At 73.5% G+C, this 15,680-nt stretch carries 14 protein-coding genes and 1 pseudogene; 6 read left to right on the top strand and 9 right to left on the bottom strand.

Annotated elements, in window-relative coordinates; genetic code table 11:
• Positions 1-452 precede the first annotated feature (452 nt).
• Both EBN88_RS10580 and treY read right to left on the bottom strand, forming a co-directional pair.
• On the bottom strand, positions 453-1,442 hold the full coding sequence (locus EBN88_RS10580) for a lytic polysaccharide monooxygenase auxiliary activity family 9 protein (RefSeq protein WP_407703397.1): 990 nt from the start codon (positions 1,440-1,442) through the stop codon (positions 453-455).
• 173 nt (positions 1,443-1,615) lie between these two features.
• Positions 1,616-4,018, bottom strand: coding sequence for a malto-oligosyltrehalose synthase (treY, locus tag EBN88_RS10575; RefSeq protein WP_233580584.1), 2,403 nt, complete (start codon positions 4,016-4,018; stop codon positions 1,616-1,618).
• Positions 4,019-4,150: 132 nt separating this feature from the next.
• Here treY and EBN88_RS10570 point away from each other — a divergent pair, with 132 nt between their 5' ends.
• Together EBN88_RS10570 and EBN88_RS32570 are read left to right on the top strand one after the other, a co-directional pair.
• A complete protein-coding gene (locus EBN88_RS10570; RefSeq protein WP_122183558.1) occupies positions 4,151-5,377 on the top strand; it encodes an SAV2148 family HEPN domain-containing protein in 1,227 nt (408 codons plus the stop codon).
• A 73-nt stretch (positions 5,378-5,450) separates the two neighbouring features.
• Complete coding sequence (locus EBN88_RS32570; protein ID WP_325052739.1) at positions 5,451-6,026, top strand: DUF1697 domain-containing protein; 576 nt, start codon at positions 5,451-5,453, stop codon at positions 6,024-6,026.
• A gap of 91 nt (positions 6,027-6,117) precedes the next feature.
• Here the strand turns inward: EBN88_RS32570 and EBN88_RS10560 are convergent, their stop codons facing one another.
• Complete coding sequence (locus tag EBN88_RS10560) at positions 6,118-6,666, bottom strand: GNAT family N-acetyltransferase (RefSeq protein ID WP_122183556.1); 549 nt, start codon at positions 6,664-6,666, stop codon at positions 6,118-6,120.
• Positions 6,667-6,832: 166 nt separating this feature from the next.
• Here EBN88_RS10560 and EBN88_RS10555 point away from each other — a divergent pair, with 166 nt between their 5' ends.
• On the top strand, positions 6,833-7,819 hold the full coding sequence (locus EBN88_RS10555; RefSeq protein ID WP_122183555.1) for an NAD-dependent epimerase/dehydratase family protein: 987 nt from the start codon (positions 6,833-6,835) through the stop codon (positions 7,817-7,819).
• An 80-nt stretch (positions 7,820-7,899) separates the two neighbouring features.
• Here EBN88_RS10555 and EBN88_RS10550 read toward each other — a convergent pair whose 3' ends face one another.
• Positions 7,900-8,349, bottom strand: coding sequence for a rhodanese-like domain-containing protein (locus EBN88_RS10550; protein WP_122183554.1), 450 nt, complete (start codon positions 8,347-8,349; stop codon positions 7,900-7,902).
• 10 nt (positions 8,350-8,359) lie between these two features.
• Positions 8,360-8,914, bottom strand: a complete 555-nt coding sequence (locus EBN88_RS10545) for a cysteine dioxygenase (protein ID WP_122183553.1) — start codon at positions 8,912-8,914, stop codon at positions 8,360-8,362.
• Positions 8,915-9,389: 475 nt separating this feature from the next.
• Between EBN88_RS10545 and EBN88_RS32680 the strand changes: the two genes are divergently transcribed.
• The 3 genes and pseudogenes from EBN88_RS32680 to EBN88_RS10530 all read left to right on the top strand — a co-directional run.
• Positions 9,390-9,494 carry a putative leader peptide gene (locus EBN88_RS32680; RefSeq protein ID WP_407703396.1) on the top strand — a complete coding sequence of 35 codons (105 nt, stop codon included), beginning with the start codon at positions 9,390-9,392 and terminating at the stop codon, positions 9,492-9,494.
• A 338-nt stretch (positions 9,495-9,832) separates the two neighbouring features.
• Positions 9,833-10,729, top strand: coding sequence for a TauD/TfdA dioxygenase family protein (locus EBN88_RS10535; RefSeq protein ID WP_122183552.1), 897 nt, complete (start codon positions 9,833-9,835; stop codon positions 10,727-10,729).
• 34 nt (positions 10,730-10,763) lie between these two features.
• Positions 10,764-11,267: pseudogene (locus EBN88_RS10530) on the top strand (winged helix-turn-helix domain-containing protein); the annotation flags it as partial.
• A gap of 493 nt (positions 11,268-11,760) precedes the next feature.
• Here the strand turns inward: EBN88_RS10530 and EBN88_RS10525 are convergent.
• The 4 genes from EBN88_RS10525 to EBN88_RS10510 all read right to left on the bottom strand — a co-directional run bounded on the left by EBN88_RS10525 (position 11,761) and on the right by EBN88_RS10510 (position 15,471).
• Positions 11,761-12,558, bottom strand: coding sequence for a sirohydrochlorin chelatase (locus EBN88_RS10525; protein WP_122183550.1), 798 nt, complete (start codon positions 12,556-12,558; stop codon positions 11,761-11,763).
• Positions 12,555-13,478 (bottom strand): ABC transporter permease, encoded by a 924-nt coding sequence (locus EBN88_RS10520; protein WP_122183549.1) that lies wholly within the window; start codon positions 13,476-13,478, stop codon positions 12,555-12,557. Before EBN88_RS10520 ends, EBN88_RS10525 begins: the two co-directional genes overlap by 4 nt.
• Positions 13,465-14,262, bottom strand: coding sequence for an ABC transporter ATP-binding protein (locus EBN88_RS10515; protein WP_122183548.1), 798 nt, complete (start codon positions 14,260-14,262; stop codon positions 13,465-13,467). The genes EBN88_RS10520 and EBN88_RS10515 overlap by 14 nt, the downstream gene beginning before the upstream one ends.
• A 78-nt stretch (positions 14,263-14,340) precedes the next feature.
• Positions 14,341-15,471, bottom strand: a complete 1,131-nt coding sequence (locus EBN88_RS10510; RefSeq protein WP_122183547.1) for an ABC transporter substrate-binding protein — start codon at positions 15,469-15,471, stop codon at positions 14,341-14,343.
• Between the last annotated feature and the right edge of the window lie 209 nt (positions 15,472-15,680).

The following is a 15,680-nucleotide window of genomic DNA, read 5'->3' as shown; positions in this document are numbered from 1 at the left end:
CCGAGACGGCACCTTCTACCAACCCCGGACACCGAAGGACATCGAACTCGCCGCATAACCCCAGCAACACCAAACCACCCCAAACCCGACAGAGACGCCTTGACGAACGACATAGAGGCACCCCCCCGTGGGCGAGGGGTTGACGGCGAACGGAGGCGTTGGGCGATGTCGGCCGCGCGGATGTCGGCCGCGTGAGGGGTGCGCCGGTCCGGCCCGTGCCCCGCCGTGTGTGCGGCGGTGCGGTGCGCGGGGTCGGCGCCTGTGGTCCCGCGTGGTGGTGTGTGCGGTGTGTGCGGGGACACCGTAACTCCCGGCACTGACAACGCGGGTCGCGCGCCGGACGGTGACAGCGGAAAGCCGGCCTGTCGCCCTAGCGGGGGCTGGGAGGTGGGGCGACAGGCCGGAGTCTCAGCGGCCGGCCGAGGCGGAGCGCCCCGGGCCGGCGGGGTCGGTCAGCTGGTCAGGCCGTGCAACATCCCGTGGAAGACGGTCCGCGCGCTGCCGCCCGTGGTGGCCTGAGCGTCCTGGGCCGCGTGGGCCGCGTGCGCGTCGTGCGCGCCGCCCTCCTCGTTGACCGGCGCGGTGTACTCCGTCATCGCCTCGGGCGAGGCGGCGGTGTCGTCGCCGGGGACGGTCACCTCGCCGTTGCCGCCGTCGAAGATCACGTCCGAGCAGCCGTAGAAGGTCTCCTGGCTGTCGGAGCGCTCCCAGACGGTGTAGATGATGTGGCGCCCCTCCTTGCCCTCGGGCAGCTGGGCGTTCCAGTAGTACTCGGAGTTGGCGTCGCCCACCCCGCCCCTGAACGGCGGGTCGGTCTCGGAGTGGAAGGGCTGGTCCTCCAGGTCGTCCCAGGTGAGGGGCGAGTTGGGGTCCCAGCCGTCGACGGTCACATACTGGTGGAAGGTCCCGGGGTGGTGGGCCCACGGGTTGTAGGTGAACTCCCACTCGGCGCCCGAGGTCAGATGGGTGGTGGGCCAGTCCTCGCTGGGGATGTCGAAGCCGGAGAAGTCGTAGACGGTGGCCCCGCCGCTGCACAGCTGGCCGTCGGGGATGAAGCCCTCGGTGCGGCCGGCGCCGTCGGAGCGCAGCACGGCGAACCAGTTGTAGAAGCCGTTCGCCCCGCTGGCCTCCAGGGCGGCGGCGCAGGCGGGGTTGGTCGGGTTGAGCGCACCGGTCTCGCCGACGCTGTACTTCCAGCAGAGGTAGGTCCGGCTGCCGGGGTCCATGGGCGCGCCGTGGGCGGAGGCGGTGCCGCCGGTGAACACCACGGCGGCCATGGCCGGCACGGTGGCGGCGACCGTCAGCAGTCCGAGCTTCCGCAGACCGCGTCGCTTCTGGTGGTCTCTCATCGCGTTGCGTCCCTTCGCCGTGATGAGGTGGGGGTCGGCCAGGAGCGCGCGGACATGGGCGATCTCCCGGAGGGGGCCGGGAAGAGATGCCATGGGAGCGCTCCCAATTCCGGACCGTAACGCGGGCCCGAGTCGCGTGTAAAGACTCGTGCGTTACCTGTTCTTGACCGACGTTCACCAGGGTCGCCGCGCCCGCCCGCGTCGGGTCGGCGGCGCGGAGCCCGGTTGCCGTCGGTCGCGCGGCGCCCGGTTGCCGTCGGCGGCGGTCAGCTCTCGTTGACCAGCAGGGCCACCGGCTCGGTCGCGAACAGGCGGCTCAACTCCACGCGCTCGCGGTGGCGTTGACCGGTCAGTGTGCTGTGCCACTCGCCGGGGGGCAGGGCGAGCCGGGTGTCGCCCCAGCCGCCCTCGGCGGCCAGGCGGTGGGAGAGGCGGGTGACGGCGGTGAGCACCCGGTCGGCGCGGACGAAGGCGACGCAGTGGTCCGCCGCCCGTCCCTCCGCGAACAGCGGCTGGTACCCGCCCCGTGGGCCGAACCACTCCGGGTGTTCGCGGCGCAGCCGCAGCGCCGTCGCCGTCAGCCGCAGCTTCTCGGTGGTCAGGTCGTGGCCCTCGGCGGGGCCGGCGCCGTCGAGCGCGGCGAGTTGGGCGACGGGCAGCCGGGGTGGCCTGCGGTTGTCCGGGTCGACCAGGGCCGGATAGTGCCCCTCGCTGCCCCGGTAGACGTCGGGCACGCCGGGCATGGTCAGGTGCAGCAGCGTGGCGCCCAGCACGTTGGACCGGATCGCCGGCGCCAACCCGGCCGCGAACTCGGCGAGTTGGTGGAACGGATGACCGCAGGGGCCGGCCAGCACGAAGCGCTCCAGGCTCGCCTCGTACTCCTCGTTCCGCTCGGTCCAGCTGGTGTGGAGCGCGGCCTCGCGCGCGGTCTTCAGCTGGGTGGCCAGCAGCCGGTCGCGGTCCGGGCTGCCGAGCGCGAACGCCGTCTGCCAGGTCGACCACGCGAGGTGCGGATCGGGGGCCCGCGCGCCGCTCGCGGCGGTGGCCTCGGTGAGCTGGGTGACCAGGGCGGCCCAGTCCCTGGGGCGCTCGGTGAGGGTGGCCTGGGCGGCGCGCACGTCGCCGCTGCGCTTGGTGTCGTGGGTGCTCAACACCGTGCCGGTCAGCGGCCAGTCCCGCTGCGTCCGGGAGCAGAAGGCGTGGAAGGTCGCGGGCGGCAGCGCGGGCGCGCCGGGGTCGCCGCCCACCTCGGCCGCCGAGAGCAGCGGGGTGTAGCGGTAACAGGCCGTGTCCTCCACGGCCTTGGCGCGCAGCGCGGAGGAGACCTGCGCGAAGCGCACCCGGAAGTCCGCCCGGTCGGCGTCCTCGCCGAAGAGGCCCAGCGCCAGGTCCCGCACCGTGGCGACGGCCGACGCCTCGGCGGGCACCCGGAACGCCGCCCTGGCGCCGTCGGCCGCCGTGGCCAGCAGCGCCTCGTCCACCGGCGAGGGGGGCGCGTCGGCGGTGACGTAGGGGCGGTAGACCGGGAGCCTGACCAGCAGCTCGGTGATCGCGGTGCGCAGCGCCCAGGGCGCGTGGTCCCGGCGGCGCAGCCCGTCCACCGAGCGGCAGATCCGCAGCGCGACCCGCACCAGCCGCTCGCGCTCGGCGACCAGCTCGTGGTTGATCATGCGGTACGCCGCGCGGCGCACCGTGGCCTCCCACGCGCCGCCCTGGTCGGGCGGGGTGCCGGTGAACGCCCGGTAGTGCTCGGTGAGTTCGACCCAGCCCTCGGGGTCGACAAAGAGCGCGTCCAGGTGGCGCAGCGCGTCATAGCCGGTGGTGCCGGCGATCGGCCAGCTGCCCGGGAGCTGCTCTCCCGAGCCCAGGATCTTCTCCGCGACGATCCAGGCGCCGCCGGTCTCCTCGTGCAGCCGGGCCAGATAGCCGCCGGGGTCGGCCAGGCCGTCGGGATGGTCGACGCGGAGCCCGTCGATCACCCCCTCGGCCAGCAGGCGCAGCACCAGGGCGTGGCTGGCCCGGAAGATCTCGGGGTCCTCGACGCGGATCGCGATCAGGTCGCTGATGGTGAAGAACCTGCGGTAGTTCACCTCGCTGCGGCCAAGCCGCCACCAGGCGAGGCGGTAGTGCTGGGCGTCCAGCAGGTCGGGCAGGGGCAGCTCCTCGGTGTCGGGTCTCAGGGGCAGAAGGTGATCGGCGTAACGGAGAGTATCGCCCTCCACTGACAGTCGGCACAGCTCCTCGCCCAGCGGGCCGCCGAGCACCGGCAGCAGCACCCGGCCGTCCCCGGCCTCCCAGTCGATGTCGAACCAGCGCGCGGCCGGCGACTCGGGGCCCTCCCTGAGCACCTGCCACAGCGGCGCGTTGCGGCGGGTGTCGGCGGGCAGCGCCATGTGGTTGGGCACGATGTCCAGCACCAGCCCCAGGCCGTGTTCCCGCGCGGTGGCCGCCAGCCGCCGCAGGCCCTCCTCGCCGCCGAGTTCGGGGCGGACCCTGGTGTGGTCGGTGACGTCGTAGCCGTGCCCCGAACCGGGGACCGCGTCCAGCACGGGGGAGAGGTGCAGATGGGAGACGCCCAGCGAGGCCGCGTGCGGCACCACCTGCTCGGCGGCGGCGAACGGGAGATCAGGACCCAGCTGGAGCCGGTACGTTGACGTGGGCACGCGCATGGCCGTCATGGAAGTCGCCTGCCCCGGGCCGGGCGCAGGCAAGCGCGGGGGTTGTGGGATCTTGCTGCGTGGTCGGGGCGTGCCACAGTAGGCTTCCTTGATCCATCAGTGGCGCGGAAGGCGGTACGAACGGTGGGCTCTTCGGGCCTGGAGCTGCCATCGGGCAACGGCGGCGAGACCGCCGAGGCGCCGGCCGGGGCCGTACCGGTGCCACGACCCATGGAGATAGGGGCCGACCTGGAGTGGAGCGCCGAGGACTGGTCGGAGGTCCGGGTGCGCGTGGAGCGTGCCGGGCGGGCGTATGTCTGGCTCAACCTGGTGGAACAGCGGCTGCGTTCGGTGGTCGGCGCGGTGTTGCGCCCGGTGTACGAGCCGGTGCACGGCGCGGAGTGGGAGATGGCGGCGGCCGGCCCGACCGGCCAGGAGTGGGTGCAGCGTGCGGCCGCGCTGCGCGAGGTGAGCCGCCGCAAGGGACACTTGCTCGATCCTGCCGATGACACGGTGCTCGCCTTTCTGACCCTGCCTCAGTTGCGTGAACTCATGGTGCAGCACTGGCCGTGCTTCGCGCCGTATTTCGACAACCGGCGCGAGCTGGAGCTGACGCTGGACGAACTGGAGGTGGCGCGCAGCGCGGTCAGCCGCAACCGGGGCATCAACCGGGCCGTGCTGGAGCAGGCGGAACGCGGCTGCGCCCGGCTGTTGCGGCTGCTGGACTCCACGGCGCCGGCCGAGGACGGGCGGCTGCCCACCGATGTGGTGGAGCAGCTGGTGGGCGACCGGTTCACCGATGTGGCGGGCGTGCACCCGGACCGGGTGCGGCTGCAACGGCAGCTGCCGGCCGAGGAACTCTTCGGCGGCGCCAGGCGACTGGACGCGATGGGCATAGGTCTGGGCCTGCTGGTGCAGAACTACCCGGGGCGACGGCTGGCGCGGCTGGCCGAGTCCGGCTGCCGCACCCGGCTGCTCTTCCTCAACCCTGCCAGCGGCGCGATGCGCCGTCGGGAGCGGGAACTCGGCCTCAAGCGGGGCGAGTTGGGGCGCGCGGTGGAGACCAACATCCTCCAGGTCCGCCGGGTCCGGGCCCGGGTGCGGGACCAGGAGGCGTTCGAGATCCATGTGTTCGACGACACGCCCCGGTTCAGCGCCTACTTCGTCGACGGCGACAGCGCGGAGGGCGTCGCGGTGATCCAGTCCTATCTGCGGCGCAGCAGGGGAGTGGAGACGCCGGCGCTGGTGTTGCGGCGGGCCGGGCGGGAGATCGTGGGACGGGAGGAGCGGCCGGACGACGAGCTGAGCCTCTTCGAGACCTACCGCGAGGAGTTCGAGTGGGCCTGGGAGCACTCCAGGTCCGTCTCGTGAACAACCCGCCGCCTGAACGCCTCTCACCAGGGGAAACGACGGATTGTCAGTGGCCTCCCCTATCTTCGTCACCATGAGTGAGCAGATGGGGGCGGTGGCCCGGGTGGCGCTGCTGAGAGGTGTCAACGTCGGCGGCCGGCGGAAGGTGCCGATGGCCGCGCTCAGGGAGGCGCTGGCCGCGCGCGGCTTCGGCGCGGTCCGCACCCATCTCCACAGTGGGAACGTCGTGTTCACGGCGCCGCCGGGGGAGGCGGAGGGGCTGGCCGGGGAGATCTCGGCCGTCATCGAGGAGCGCTTCGGCTTCCCGGTGGACTGTCTGGTCCTGACCGCCGAGGAGTTGCGCGGGGCGGCGCGGCGCTGCCCGTTTCCGGCGGACGATCTCGACGCGTCGAAGCTGCTGGTGCTCTTTCTCGGTGCTCCGGCGGCCGGGCTGCCGGTCGCCGGGCTCGATCCGGCGGAGTTCGCGCCGGAGGAGCTGCGGCTGGGGGAGCGGGAGGTGTTCGCCTACTTCCCGGGCGGGATGGGGCGGAGCCGGCTGGGCGCGCGGCTGGTCGGCCGCGTGGTCGGCGAGCGCGCCACCGGGAGGAACTGGCGCACGGTCGCGGCCCTGTTGGCGCTGCTGGACGAGGTGGAGCGGGCCGGTGCGTAGCGGACCGACGGGTGGTGGCCGGCCGACGGGTGGCCGGCCGGCGCGTGGCCCGGCTGGTGGGGCGGCGCCGCCCGGCGGCCAGGTGCGCGGCTCAGTCGGTGGCGAGGCGGGCGTGGGTCTCGACGTCGTGGCGGACGGTGCCGTAGCGCAGCTTGGCCCGCTGCCGGCCCTCCACCGTGTAGCCCGCCGCCAGGGCCACCCGGCAGGACGCCTCGTTGTCCACCCGGTGCCCCAACTCCAGGCGGAAGAGCCTCAGTTCCGCGAAGCACCAGGCGGACAGGGCGCGCACGGCCGCGCTGGCCACGCCCCGGCGCCGGGCGGCGCCTACGGTCCAGTAGGAGACCCAGCCGCCGTCGTGCACATGGTTCACGTTGCTCACCGCGACATGGCCCAGGAGGGCGGCGCCCGGCCCGGTCCCGTCCGTCACCGCCCAGGAGTAGGCGCTGCCCTGCTCCCAACGCTCGCCGTGGCGGGCTATCCAGCGGCCGGCCGCCGCGTCGTCGACGCGGCCCTCCTCCACCACCGTGCCGAACTGCGCGTGCATTCCCGGCTCGTTGAAGGCGTCGCGGACGGCCGGCAGGTCGCTGTCCCGCCAGCGCCGGAGGGTCAGGCCGCCGTCGGCGGAGAGAAACTCGTTCACGCGGTCCAGGCTACGACCTGCCCCGGGCCGGCCCTTCGGCTGGTCGCCGCCCTGTGGGCGCTGGTCGGGGCGCTGCTCGGCGTGCTGACGCGACTCTGCTCTCGGCGAATTCGCCCGGGGGAGAGCCGCCTTGGTCGGCCGGGGGCGGCCGGGCAGGGTGGGGCCCATGAAGGTACTGGTGCTGGGTGGCACGGCGTTCGCCGGTCCCGCCCTGGTGGACGAGGCGTTGGCGCGGGGCTGGGAGGTCACGCTCTTCAACCGTGGCAGCAACCCGGACCCGCCGGGGGTGCGGGCGCTGCACGGCGACCGGCTGGCCCCCGAGGGGCTGGCCGCGCTGGAGCGGGGCGAGTGGGACCTGGCGGTGGACACCTGGAGCTGGGCGCCCACGGCGGCGCGGGACACGGCACGGCTGCTGGCCGGTCGGGTGGGCCACTACGCCTATGTCTCCTCGCGCTCGGTCTACCGCTTCCCCTCGCCCCCCGGGGCCGACGAGTCCGCCCCGCTGGTGGAGGGCGATCCGGACGCCGGACAGACGGAGTACGCGGCGGACAAGCGGGGCGCCGAGCTGGCCGTGGAGCGGGAGTTGGGCGCCGAACGTTCCCTGCTGGTGCGCTGCGGGCTACTGCTGGGCCCGTACGAGATGGTGGGCCGGCTGCCCTGGTGGCTCCGGCGGATCGCGCGCGGCGGCGAGGTGTTGGCGCCAGGACCGGCCGAACTGCCGCTCCAGTACCTGGACATCAGGGATCTGGCGGCCTGGACCCTGGACGCGGCGGCGGAGGGGCTACACGGCCCCTACGACCTGGTGAGCCCTCCGGGGGCGAGCACCATGGGCGAGCTGTTGGAGCACTGCCGCGCGGTGACCGGCTCCGACGCGACGCTCCGCTGGCTGACGCCGGAGGAGATCGAGGCCGCCGACATCCAGCCCTGGACCGAGCTGCCGGTGTGGCTCCCGCCGGGGCCGCTGCACGCGGCGATGCACGGCTCCGACGTCTCCAGGGCGCTGGCGGCGGGCCTGACGGTGCGCCCGGTCGCCGAGACGGTCCGGGACACCTGGGCCTGGCTGGGCACGCTGCCGCCGGACACCCGGCTGGGCGGGCAGCGCTCCCCGGTCGGCCTCCCGGCGGAGAAGGAGGCCAGGGCCCTGGCGGGCTGAGGCGCCGGCGGCGTTCCCCGGAGGCGGCCGCCCGGCGGACCTCCGGGCGGCGACGGCCCGGCGGGCCGGGGTGGCCAGGTTCAGGCCGCGCGGGGGCCGGCCGGCTCGGCGGCGGCCCTCGGCGGGGTCACCGGCAGGCCGGCGGCGCGCCAGCTCTGGAAGCCGCCGATCACATCCGTCGCCCGGCTCAGGCCCAACGCCCGGAGCGAGGCTGCCGCCAGGGAGGAGGCGTAGCCCTCGTCGCAGAGCACGATCCAGCGCACCTCGGTGTCGACCGCCTCCGGCACGCTGGCCCCGCTGGCGGGGTCGCAGCGCCACTCCAGGTGGTTGCGCTCGATCACCAGGGCGCCCGGCACCGTGCCGTCCTGGGCGCGCTGCTCGTGGATGCGGGTGTCCACCAACACCGCGCCGGCGCGCCACTCCCGGTAGGCATCCTCGGCCGTGACCCGGTCCAAGGTCTCGCGAGCCAGGGCGAGTTGACCGTCGATGGTGGTGCGGGTGGTGGTCCGGGGGAGTCGTTCCTCGCTCATCGACGCTCCCTCAGTCCTCGATCGGATCGGTGCGGTTCAACAGCAGCGCGCCGTCCTCGGCCTCGGTGTAGTACGACATGGTGCTCAGGATCGGGGCGTAGGCGTGGATGCTCACCGCCGGCTCCGTGCCGAGGTTGGTCACCTCGTGCACATGGCGCGGGCCGAAGGCGCGCACCGCCGAGACGGCCAGGCCCCGCGCCCGGGGCGGCCGGGGCGCCTCCGCTCCCGGCAGGACGAAGGAGCGCTCCGTCAGCTCCCCGCGCACCACCCCGAACGCCCCCGACGCGCCGCCGTGGTCGTGGATCTCGGTGCCCTGCCCCGGGAGCCAGCTCAGCAGCCACACCTCGTGGTCGGCGCCGGCGGCCAGCCGGTGCCACCAGCGTTCCGGCCTGGTGAACCGCACCAGCGGTTCCCACAGGTCGACGCGGGCGGCGTAGGAGCGCACCGTGGCGGCCAACTCCTGTGGCGTGCGCGGGTTCTCGACGACGGGGAGCGGCCCGGCGGCGGGCGCCGTCGCGGCGGCGGTCACATCCGTGGACGAGGCGGTGGACAGGGCGGTGGACATGGTGATCCTCACGAGACGGTGGTGATGCGGGCGGGTTCGGCCAGGGAGGCGCTCGGCCGGGGGCCGGAGAGGCGTTCAGCCGGAGCGACCGGATCTTCAGCCGGGACGACCGGCGACGCGGGGAACCACACCCGACGGGAGACCACCGGGCGCGGCCGTTCCCTCAGGTGTTCGGTACCACCCCGGCGGGGGCGGAACGGAGACGGCGCTCAGAGACGGCCGCGACGACACAGCGCGCTGGCCACGCGGACGAGATCCACATGGCACCGCGAGAAAAGGCGCTTGCTGGTCGGCATGGCGAAAGAAGTACCGCGAGACCTCCGCTCCGGTCAAGTGCGCCCGAGGGTCCTCCTCGCACGCCGCTCGCCAACCACCCGCCGCCACACGGAGGAACGCGCACCGCGATATCGGGAAGTGGACGCCCGTTGTCCCGTGATGTGAGACGGAACACCACAATCTTGACGGCGACCAAAGGGTGCTGGCATTCTCACATATCGTGAGTCAGGCTGACTTTCTCGTAGCGCGGCTGCACGTCGATCTTCGGCGGCAGGCCAGCGCGATCTGTGCCGTCGGACGCTGAAACAGCGACCAGCCGACGCACTTCCTCGGCACGTCCGTCCCGTGCATCGCCTCCCCGCGTGCACACCCCACGATGCGTCGGCCCACCGACTCCGTTCACCAGCACGGCGGTTCCGCACCATTCCGGACAACTCCGAGCCTGTCGCGACTCCGTTCCACGCCGCCCAACGGCCTCCGGCCGAAAAACGCCGCGTGAAACCGGAATCCACGGAGTTCCGGAGGAACCACCGCACGGTCACGGTTCTCGGTGGGCCAGGGGAATTTCGCGGCTGCCTCGGGGCCACCACGCCCCCACCCGTCACAGGACGCGATTTCGGTCAGGGAAAGGCAGCAAGGACCATGACCAGCAGTGATTTCGACATTCGCAGGATCGGCGGCCGCATCGGCGCCGAGATCCTCGGTGTCGACATCTCCCGCCCGATCGACCCCGCCGTGGTCAGCGAGATCAACGGCGCCCTCATCGAGCACAAGGCGCTCTTCTTCCGTGGGCAGTCGCTCGACGACGCCGCCCAGCTCCGGTTCGCCTCGCTCTTCGGCGAGTTGACCACCGCCCACCCCACCGTCGGCTCGGCCGAGGGCCAGCCCAACATCCTCGCGGTCGACGGCGACGGGGTGCGCTCCAACCGGTGGCACACCGACGTCACCTTCATCCGCACCCCGCCCAAGGCGACCACCCTGCGCAGCCTGGTGGTCCCGCCCTACGGCGGCAACACCCTGATCGCCAACAGCGCCACCGCCTACCGCGACCTGCCCGAGGCGTTGCGCGAGCTGGCCGACCGCCTCTGGGCGGTGCACACCAACGACCACGACTACGCCGAGCCGAAGACCGCCCGGGCCGCCGAGCACCGCCGGCAGTTCGTCTCCCGCCGGTACCGCACCGCCCACCCCGTGGTCCGGGTGCACCCCGAGAGCGGTGAACGCGGCCTGTTCATCGGCGGGTTCGCCCAGCGCCTCGTCGGTTTCAACGCCGACGACTCCCGCGACCTGCTGCGCATCCTCCAGGGCTATGTGACCCGCCCGGAGAACGTCGTGCGCTGGAGCTGGGCCCCCGGCGACCTGGTGATCTTCGACAACCGCAGCACCCAGCACTACGCGCCCGACGACTACGGCACCCTGCCCCGCCTGCTCCACCGGGTGACCGTCGCCGGGGACGTCCCCGTCGGCGTCGACGGAGAGCGCAGCCGTGTCGTCGAGGGCGACGTCGCGGAGCACTACACCCCCGCCTCGGCGGCCTGACCCTTCGAAGACCCAAGGAAGGAAGGAGCCGAAGATGCGGCACCTTACCGCGCTCCCCGACCTGTCCGAACTCTCCGATGTGACGGTGACCCTGGCGCCGGAGAGCCAGACGGCGGACGGCTCCGTGCCGCTGGTCGGCTATCTGGTGCTGGCCCCGGCCGGCACCCAGCCGGCGCAGCTCACCGAACTGCTCGCCGCACAGGGCGCGTTGACCACCCCGCTCCGGCCGGCCGCCGTGGCCCCCGAGGAGCGCCCCGGCTCCCGGGGCATCGTGGTCGACACCGAGGAACGCACCGCGACCGTGGACGGCGTTCCGCTGCGCCTGACCTATCTGGAGTTCGAGCTGTTGGCGCACCTGGTGCGCCATCCGCACCGGGTCTACACCCGGGAGTCGCTGGTCGCCACGATCTGGGGCTACGGCCCCGTCGGGGACCAGCGCACGGTGGACGTTCATGTGGCCAGGCTCCGGCGGAAGTTGGGGCCGGCCTACCGGGAGCGGATCGTCACGGTGCGCCGGGTGGGCTACAAGTACGTCCCCCCGGCCGTCTCAGTCGCACGGTGGGCGTTGCCGACCAACCGGCCGGCTGAGCCGGGCGAGGCGGCTGCGCCGCTGGTCCGTCGCATGGTCGGTGGCGGGCCGGTTCGGCCGGCCACGCGGGAGTTGATCTGACGGTCGCGTCGCCTCTGCGCGGGTCCGGATGTGCCCGCGCATCCACCGGAACTCCCGGCCGAGGGCGGCCCGTTGACGCGCCGCCGGGCCGGCCGCCGGGTCGGCTGCCGTCCGGGCGGTCGGCCGCGAAGCCCTCTGTCACACCTGCCGCCGGTCGGCCGTCGGCGCCTGGCCGGACACCCGACCGGCCGCCGGGCCCGCCCGCCGCCGGAACCGGCCGGCCGACTGTAGGCCAGCCCACCGGGTCGGCCCCGCGCGGGCCCGCTTCCGGGCGGGCCGAAAACCATCCCGAGCGACGGCTCGTCATGTCGGGTGAACCACCCGTCCTGTGCGGCGACTTCGGCTCGCGCGAACGACCAGGTCAGCCCGCCAGCGGGAGCGCGGGCCGCCGCCGCGAGGCGGCGGCGCGGTAGCGGTGGAGGACGACCTGGGCCAGTTCGGGCGCGGCGCCCAGCACCGGGGCCAACAGGTCGGCGCCCGCCTCCCTGGCGCCGACCGTGATGCGGTCGGGCAGCCGCCCCGGCGCGATCACATAGGGAGCGACCACGACCCGGCGCAGCCCCTCCGCGCGCAGCGCGCGCACGGCCAGCGCCGTGTCGGGCGCGCTGGCCGAGGCGTAGGCCGAGATGACCGCGCCCCAGCCGGCCGTCCGCCGCCACCGTTCGGCCAGCGCCTCCAGCGCGGCCCGCCCGGCCGGGTCCGAGGTGCCGGCCGAGGCCAGCACCACCCCGGTGTCCGAACGTCCGGCCAGCGGACGGCCGTTGGCCTCGGCGAGCCGCCGTTCCAACAGCCCGGTCAGCAGCGGGTGCGGCCCCAGCACCTCGGACTGCCACACCGTCAGTTCCGGGAGCCTCGCCCGTTCCCCGGCCAGCAGCTTCGGGATGTCGGAGGTGGCGTGGAAGGCGCGGTTGAGCAGCAGCGGCACCGCCACCGCCGAGCGGTGCCCGGCGGCGCGCAGCTCGCCCAACACGTCGGCGACGCGCGGCAGGTTGAAGTCGAGGAAGCCGCAGCTGACCGCCGTCCCGGGCGCGGCCTCGCGCACCCGGGCCGCCAGGGCCAGCACGGTCGCCGCGTGGCGCGGGTCCCGGCTGCCGTGGGCGACCAACAGCAGCGCCGGGGGAGCGGCGCCGCCGCCCGGGACGTGCGGGCCGCCCGTCATGTCAGGCGGGCCATCAGGCCACGGGAGCGCAGCACGCGCCGCTCCAGCGGCGAGAAGAACAGCAGGTCGATCGCGACGCCCACCACCAGGATCAGGATGATGGTGGCCAGCACGCCCGACATGTTCTGCATCGTGCGGTAGTTCTCCATCAACTGCCCGAGCCCCGTGCCCAGATCGGGCGAGTGCACGATCAGCTCGGCCGCCATCAGCGAGCGCCAGGAGAACGCCCAGCCCTGCTTGAGCCCCGCCAGATAGCCCGGCAGCGCCGCCGGCAGCAGCACGAACCGCACGCTGCTCAGGCCCGTGGCCCCCAGGGTGCGGCCGGCCCGCAGATAGATCGGCGGGATCTGGTCGACGCCCGCCACGATGCCGTTGGCAATCGACGGCACCGCGCCCAGCAGCACCACCGCGTAGATGGTTCCGTTGGTCAGCCCGAACCAGATGATCGCCGCCGGCACCCAGGCGATGGACGGCAGCGACTGGAGCCCGGTGAGCACCGGGCCGATCGCGGCGCGCACCAGCTTGACCCTGGCCACGAGCAGCCCGAGCGGGGTGCCCACCGCGATGGCGATCAGGAAGCCCAGGATGCCGCGCGAGACGGACGTCCAGACGTACTCGAAGAGCGTGCCCTCGCGCCACATCTCGCCGAAGACCGCGCCCACGTCGCCCGGGCTGGGCAGCAGGTAGTCCGGCTGCACATCCGACCAGTAGGCGATCTGCCAGACCGCCAGGACCAGCGCGATCGCCACGATGGGCGGCAGCACCTTGGTGAGGAGGACGCGGCCGACGGGCACCCGTTCCGCGCCGCCGGGGCTCTCCAACGCGTCCAGGCCGGCCTCAAGGCCCGCCAGGTCACCCGATGGCGCGTCCCGGTCGCCGCGGTCCCGGTCGCTGCGGGCCGCTGTCTCACTGCTGGCCATGACGGCGGATCTCCTCGCGCAGTCGTTCGGTGATCTCCACGGAGAGCGCGGAGACCTCGGCGTCCTCGATGCGGCGCGGGTGCTCGATCTCCACCCGCCACTCGGTGACCACCCGGCCCGGGCGGGAGGACAGCAGGATGACGCGCTGCGCCAGCCGGACCGCCTCCCGCACGTTGTGGGTGACGAAGAGCACCGAGACCCCGGTCTCGGACCAGATCCGGGTCAGCTCCTCGTGGAGCACGTCCCGGGTGATGGCGTCGAGCGCGGCGAACGGCTCGTCCATCAGCAGCAGTTGGCTGTCCTGCGCCAGGGCCCTGGCGAGCGCGACACGCTGCCGCATCCCGCCGGACAGCTCGTGCACCCGCTTGCCGTAGGAGCCCTGGAGCCGCACCAGGGCCAGCAGCCGCTCCGCCTCCTCGCGGCGCTCCGCCTTCGGCACGCCGCGCAGCCGCAGCGCCAGTTCGATGTTGCGGCCGGCGGTCAGCCACGGGAAGAGCGCGTGCTCCTGGAACATCAGGGCCGGCCGCCCGCCGGGAACGGAGATGTCCCCGGCGGAGGCCGCGTCGAGCCCTGCGGTGAGGTTGAGCAGCGTCGACTTGCCGCAGCCCGAGGCGCCGATCAGCGTCACGAACTCCCCGGGGGCGACATCGAGGCTGATGTCGTCCAGCACGAGTTGCTGCTTGCCCGGCCGGCCGAAGGACTTCGACACATGCTCGAAGCGCACGGCGTAGCCGGCCTCGGCAGTGGCGTCCTCGCCGACCGCGCTGTCAACGGCGATGGCCATCGGAAGTCACCTCCTGGGGTGAACGTGGCGGGTGAACGATCGCGGAATCGGGGCGGGTGCGCGGGTGTGGGACGGCGGTCAGCCGACGCCCAGGCCGGCGTCCTCGACCTCCGGCAGGCCCTCCTCGGCCAGCACCGCGTTGAGGATGGACAGGTCGTAGATCCCGGTCAGGTCCGTCTCGTCCAACAGTCCGACCTCGGTGGCGTTCTCGGCCCCCACCAGCAGCGTCTCGGCCAGCGGGTCGTTGAGGAACTCGACGTTCTCGAAGGCCGGGTCGAGCACCTCGGCGGGCAGCTCGTTGCCGCCCGGCAGGTTGCCCAGGGCCTCGTTGAAGACCGTCTTGGCCTCGTCGGGGTTGTCGTTGATCCAGGCGTTGGTCCGCACCACGCCGCGCACCACGGCCTCGACGACGTCGGGGTGCTCGGCCAGGAAGTCCTGGGAGGCGATCACATGGGTGACCACGTACTGGCCGTTCTCCCACAGCTCGCCCTCGTCGAGCAGGGTCTCGGCGCCCCGGCTGACCAGGTTGGCGGCCGTCGGCTCGGGCACCCAGGCGCCGTCGATGTCGCCGCCGTCGAAGGCGGCCGGGATCTCGGAGTTGGCGATCCGCAGCACCGAGACGTCGCCCCGGCCGGACTCCGGGTCCACCTCGAGGCCCTGGTCGTTGAGGTAGCTGAGCAGCGCCACGTCCTGGGTGTTGCCCAGCTGCGGGGTCGCGATCCGCTTGCCCTCCAGGTCGTCCAGGCTGGTCACCGTCTCCGGGTTGACCACCAGCGAGGCGCCGCCCGAGGCCGCGCCCGCGACGATCCGCAGGCTCTGGCCGCCGGAGCCGGCGAAGCCGTTGATCGCCGGGTTGGGGCCGATGAACGTGATGTCCAGGTCACCCGCGTTGAGCGCCTCGATCGCGGAGGGGCCCGCGTTGAAGACCTGGGTCCTGATCTCGGTGCCGCCCAGCTCCTCGCGGATGGCGCCGTCGTTCTCCAGGCCGATCACGCCGGTGGCGTGGGTGATGTTCGCGAAGTACCCGATGCGCACCTCGTCGGCGGAGAGCGCGGGACCGCTCGCGGTGTTGTTCGACGCCGGCTCCTCGTCCTCGGCGTCCGAGCCGTAGCCGCAGGCGGCGAGCGGGGCCAGCAGCAGCGGCAGCAGGGCCAGCCCGACGAGCGGTCGGCGCGATCTTCCGTGGCGGGAGGGGCGGTTGGCGGTCATGGGTCGGGTTCCTCTCAGGGACATGGGCGGCGTTGGGCCCATGTGACGGACGTCGTCGTGAAACGGGATCGGGTACGGGAACGGCGCCCGAAGGGCACCGGAACGGCGGTCGGCCGGCGTGACGCGGGGCGCGTCAGCTCAGCCGGCACATCGCGCGATCCCGCCGTGGCCGCTGCCGAGCGCGCCACTGCCGACCCGTCCGCCCTCCT

The organism is Streptomyces triticirhizae (genome assembly GCF_003696235.1).
Taxonomy (GTDB): Bacteria; Actinomycetota; Actinomycetes; order Streptomycetales; family Streptomycetaceae; genus Streptomyces; species Streptomyces triticirhizae.
This window is presented reverse-complemented; position numbering and strand designations above follow the sequence as displayed.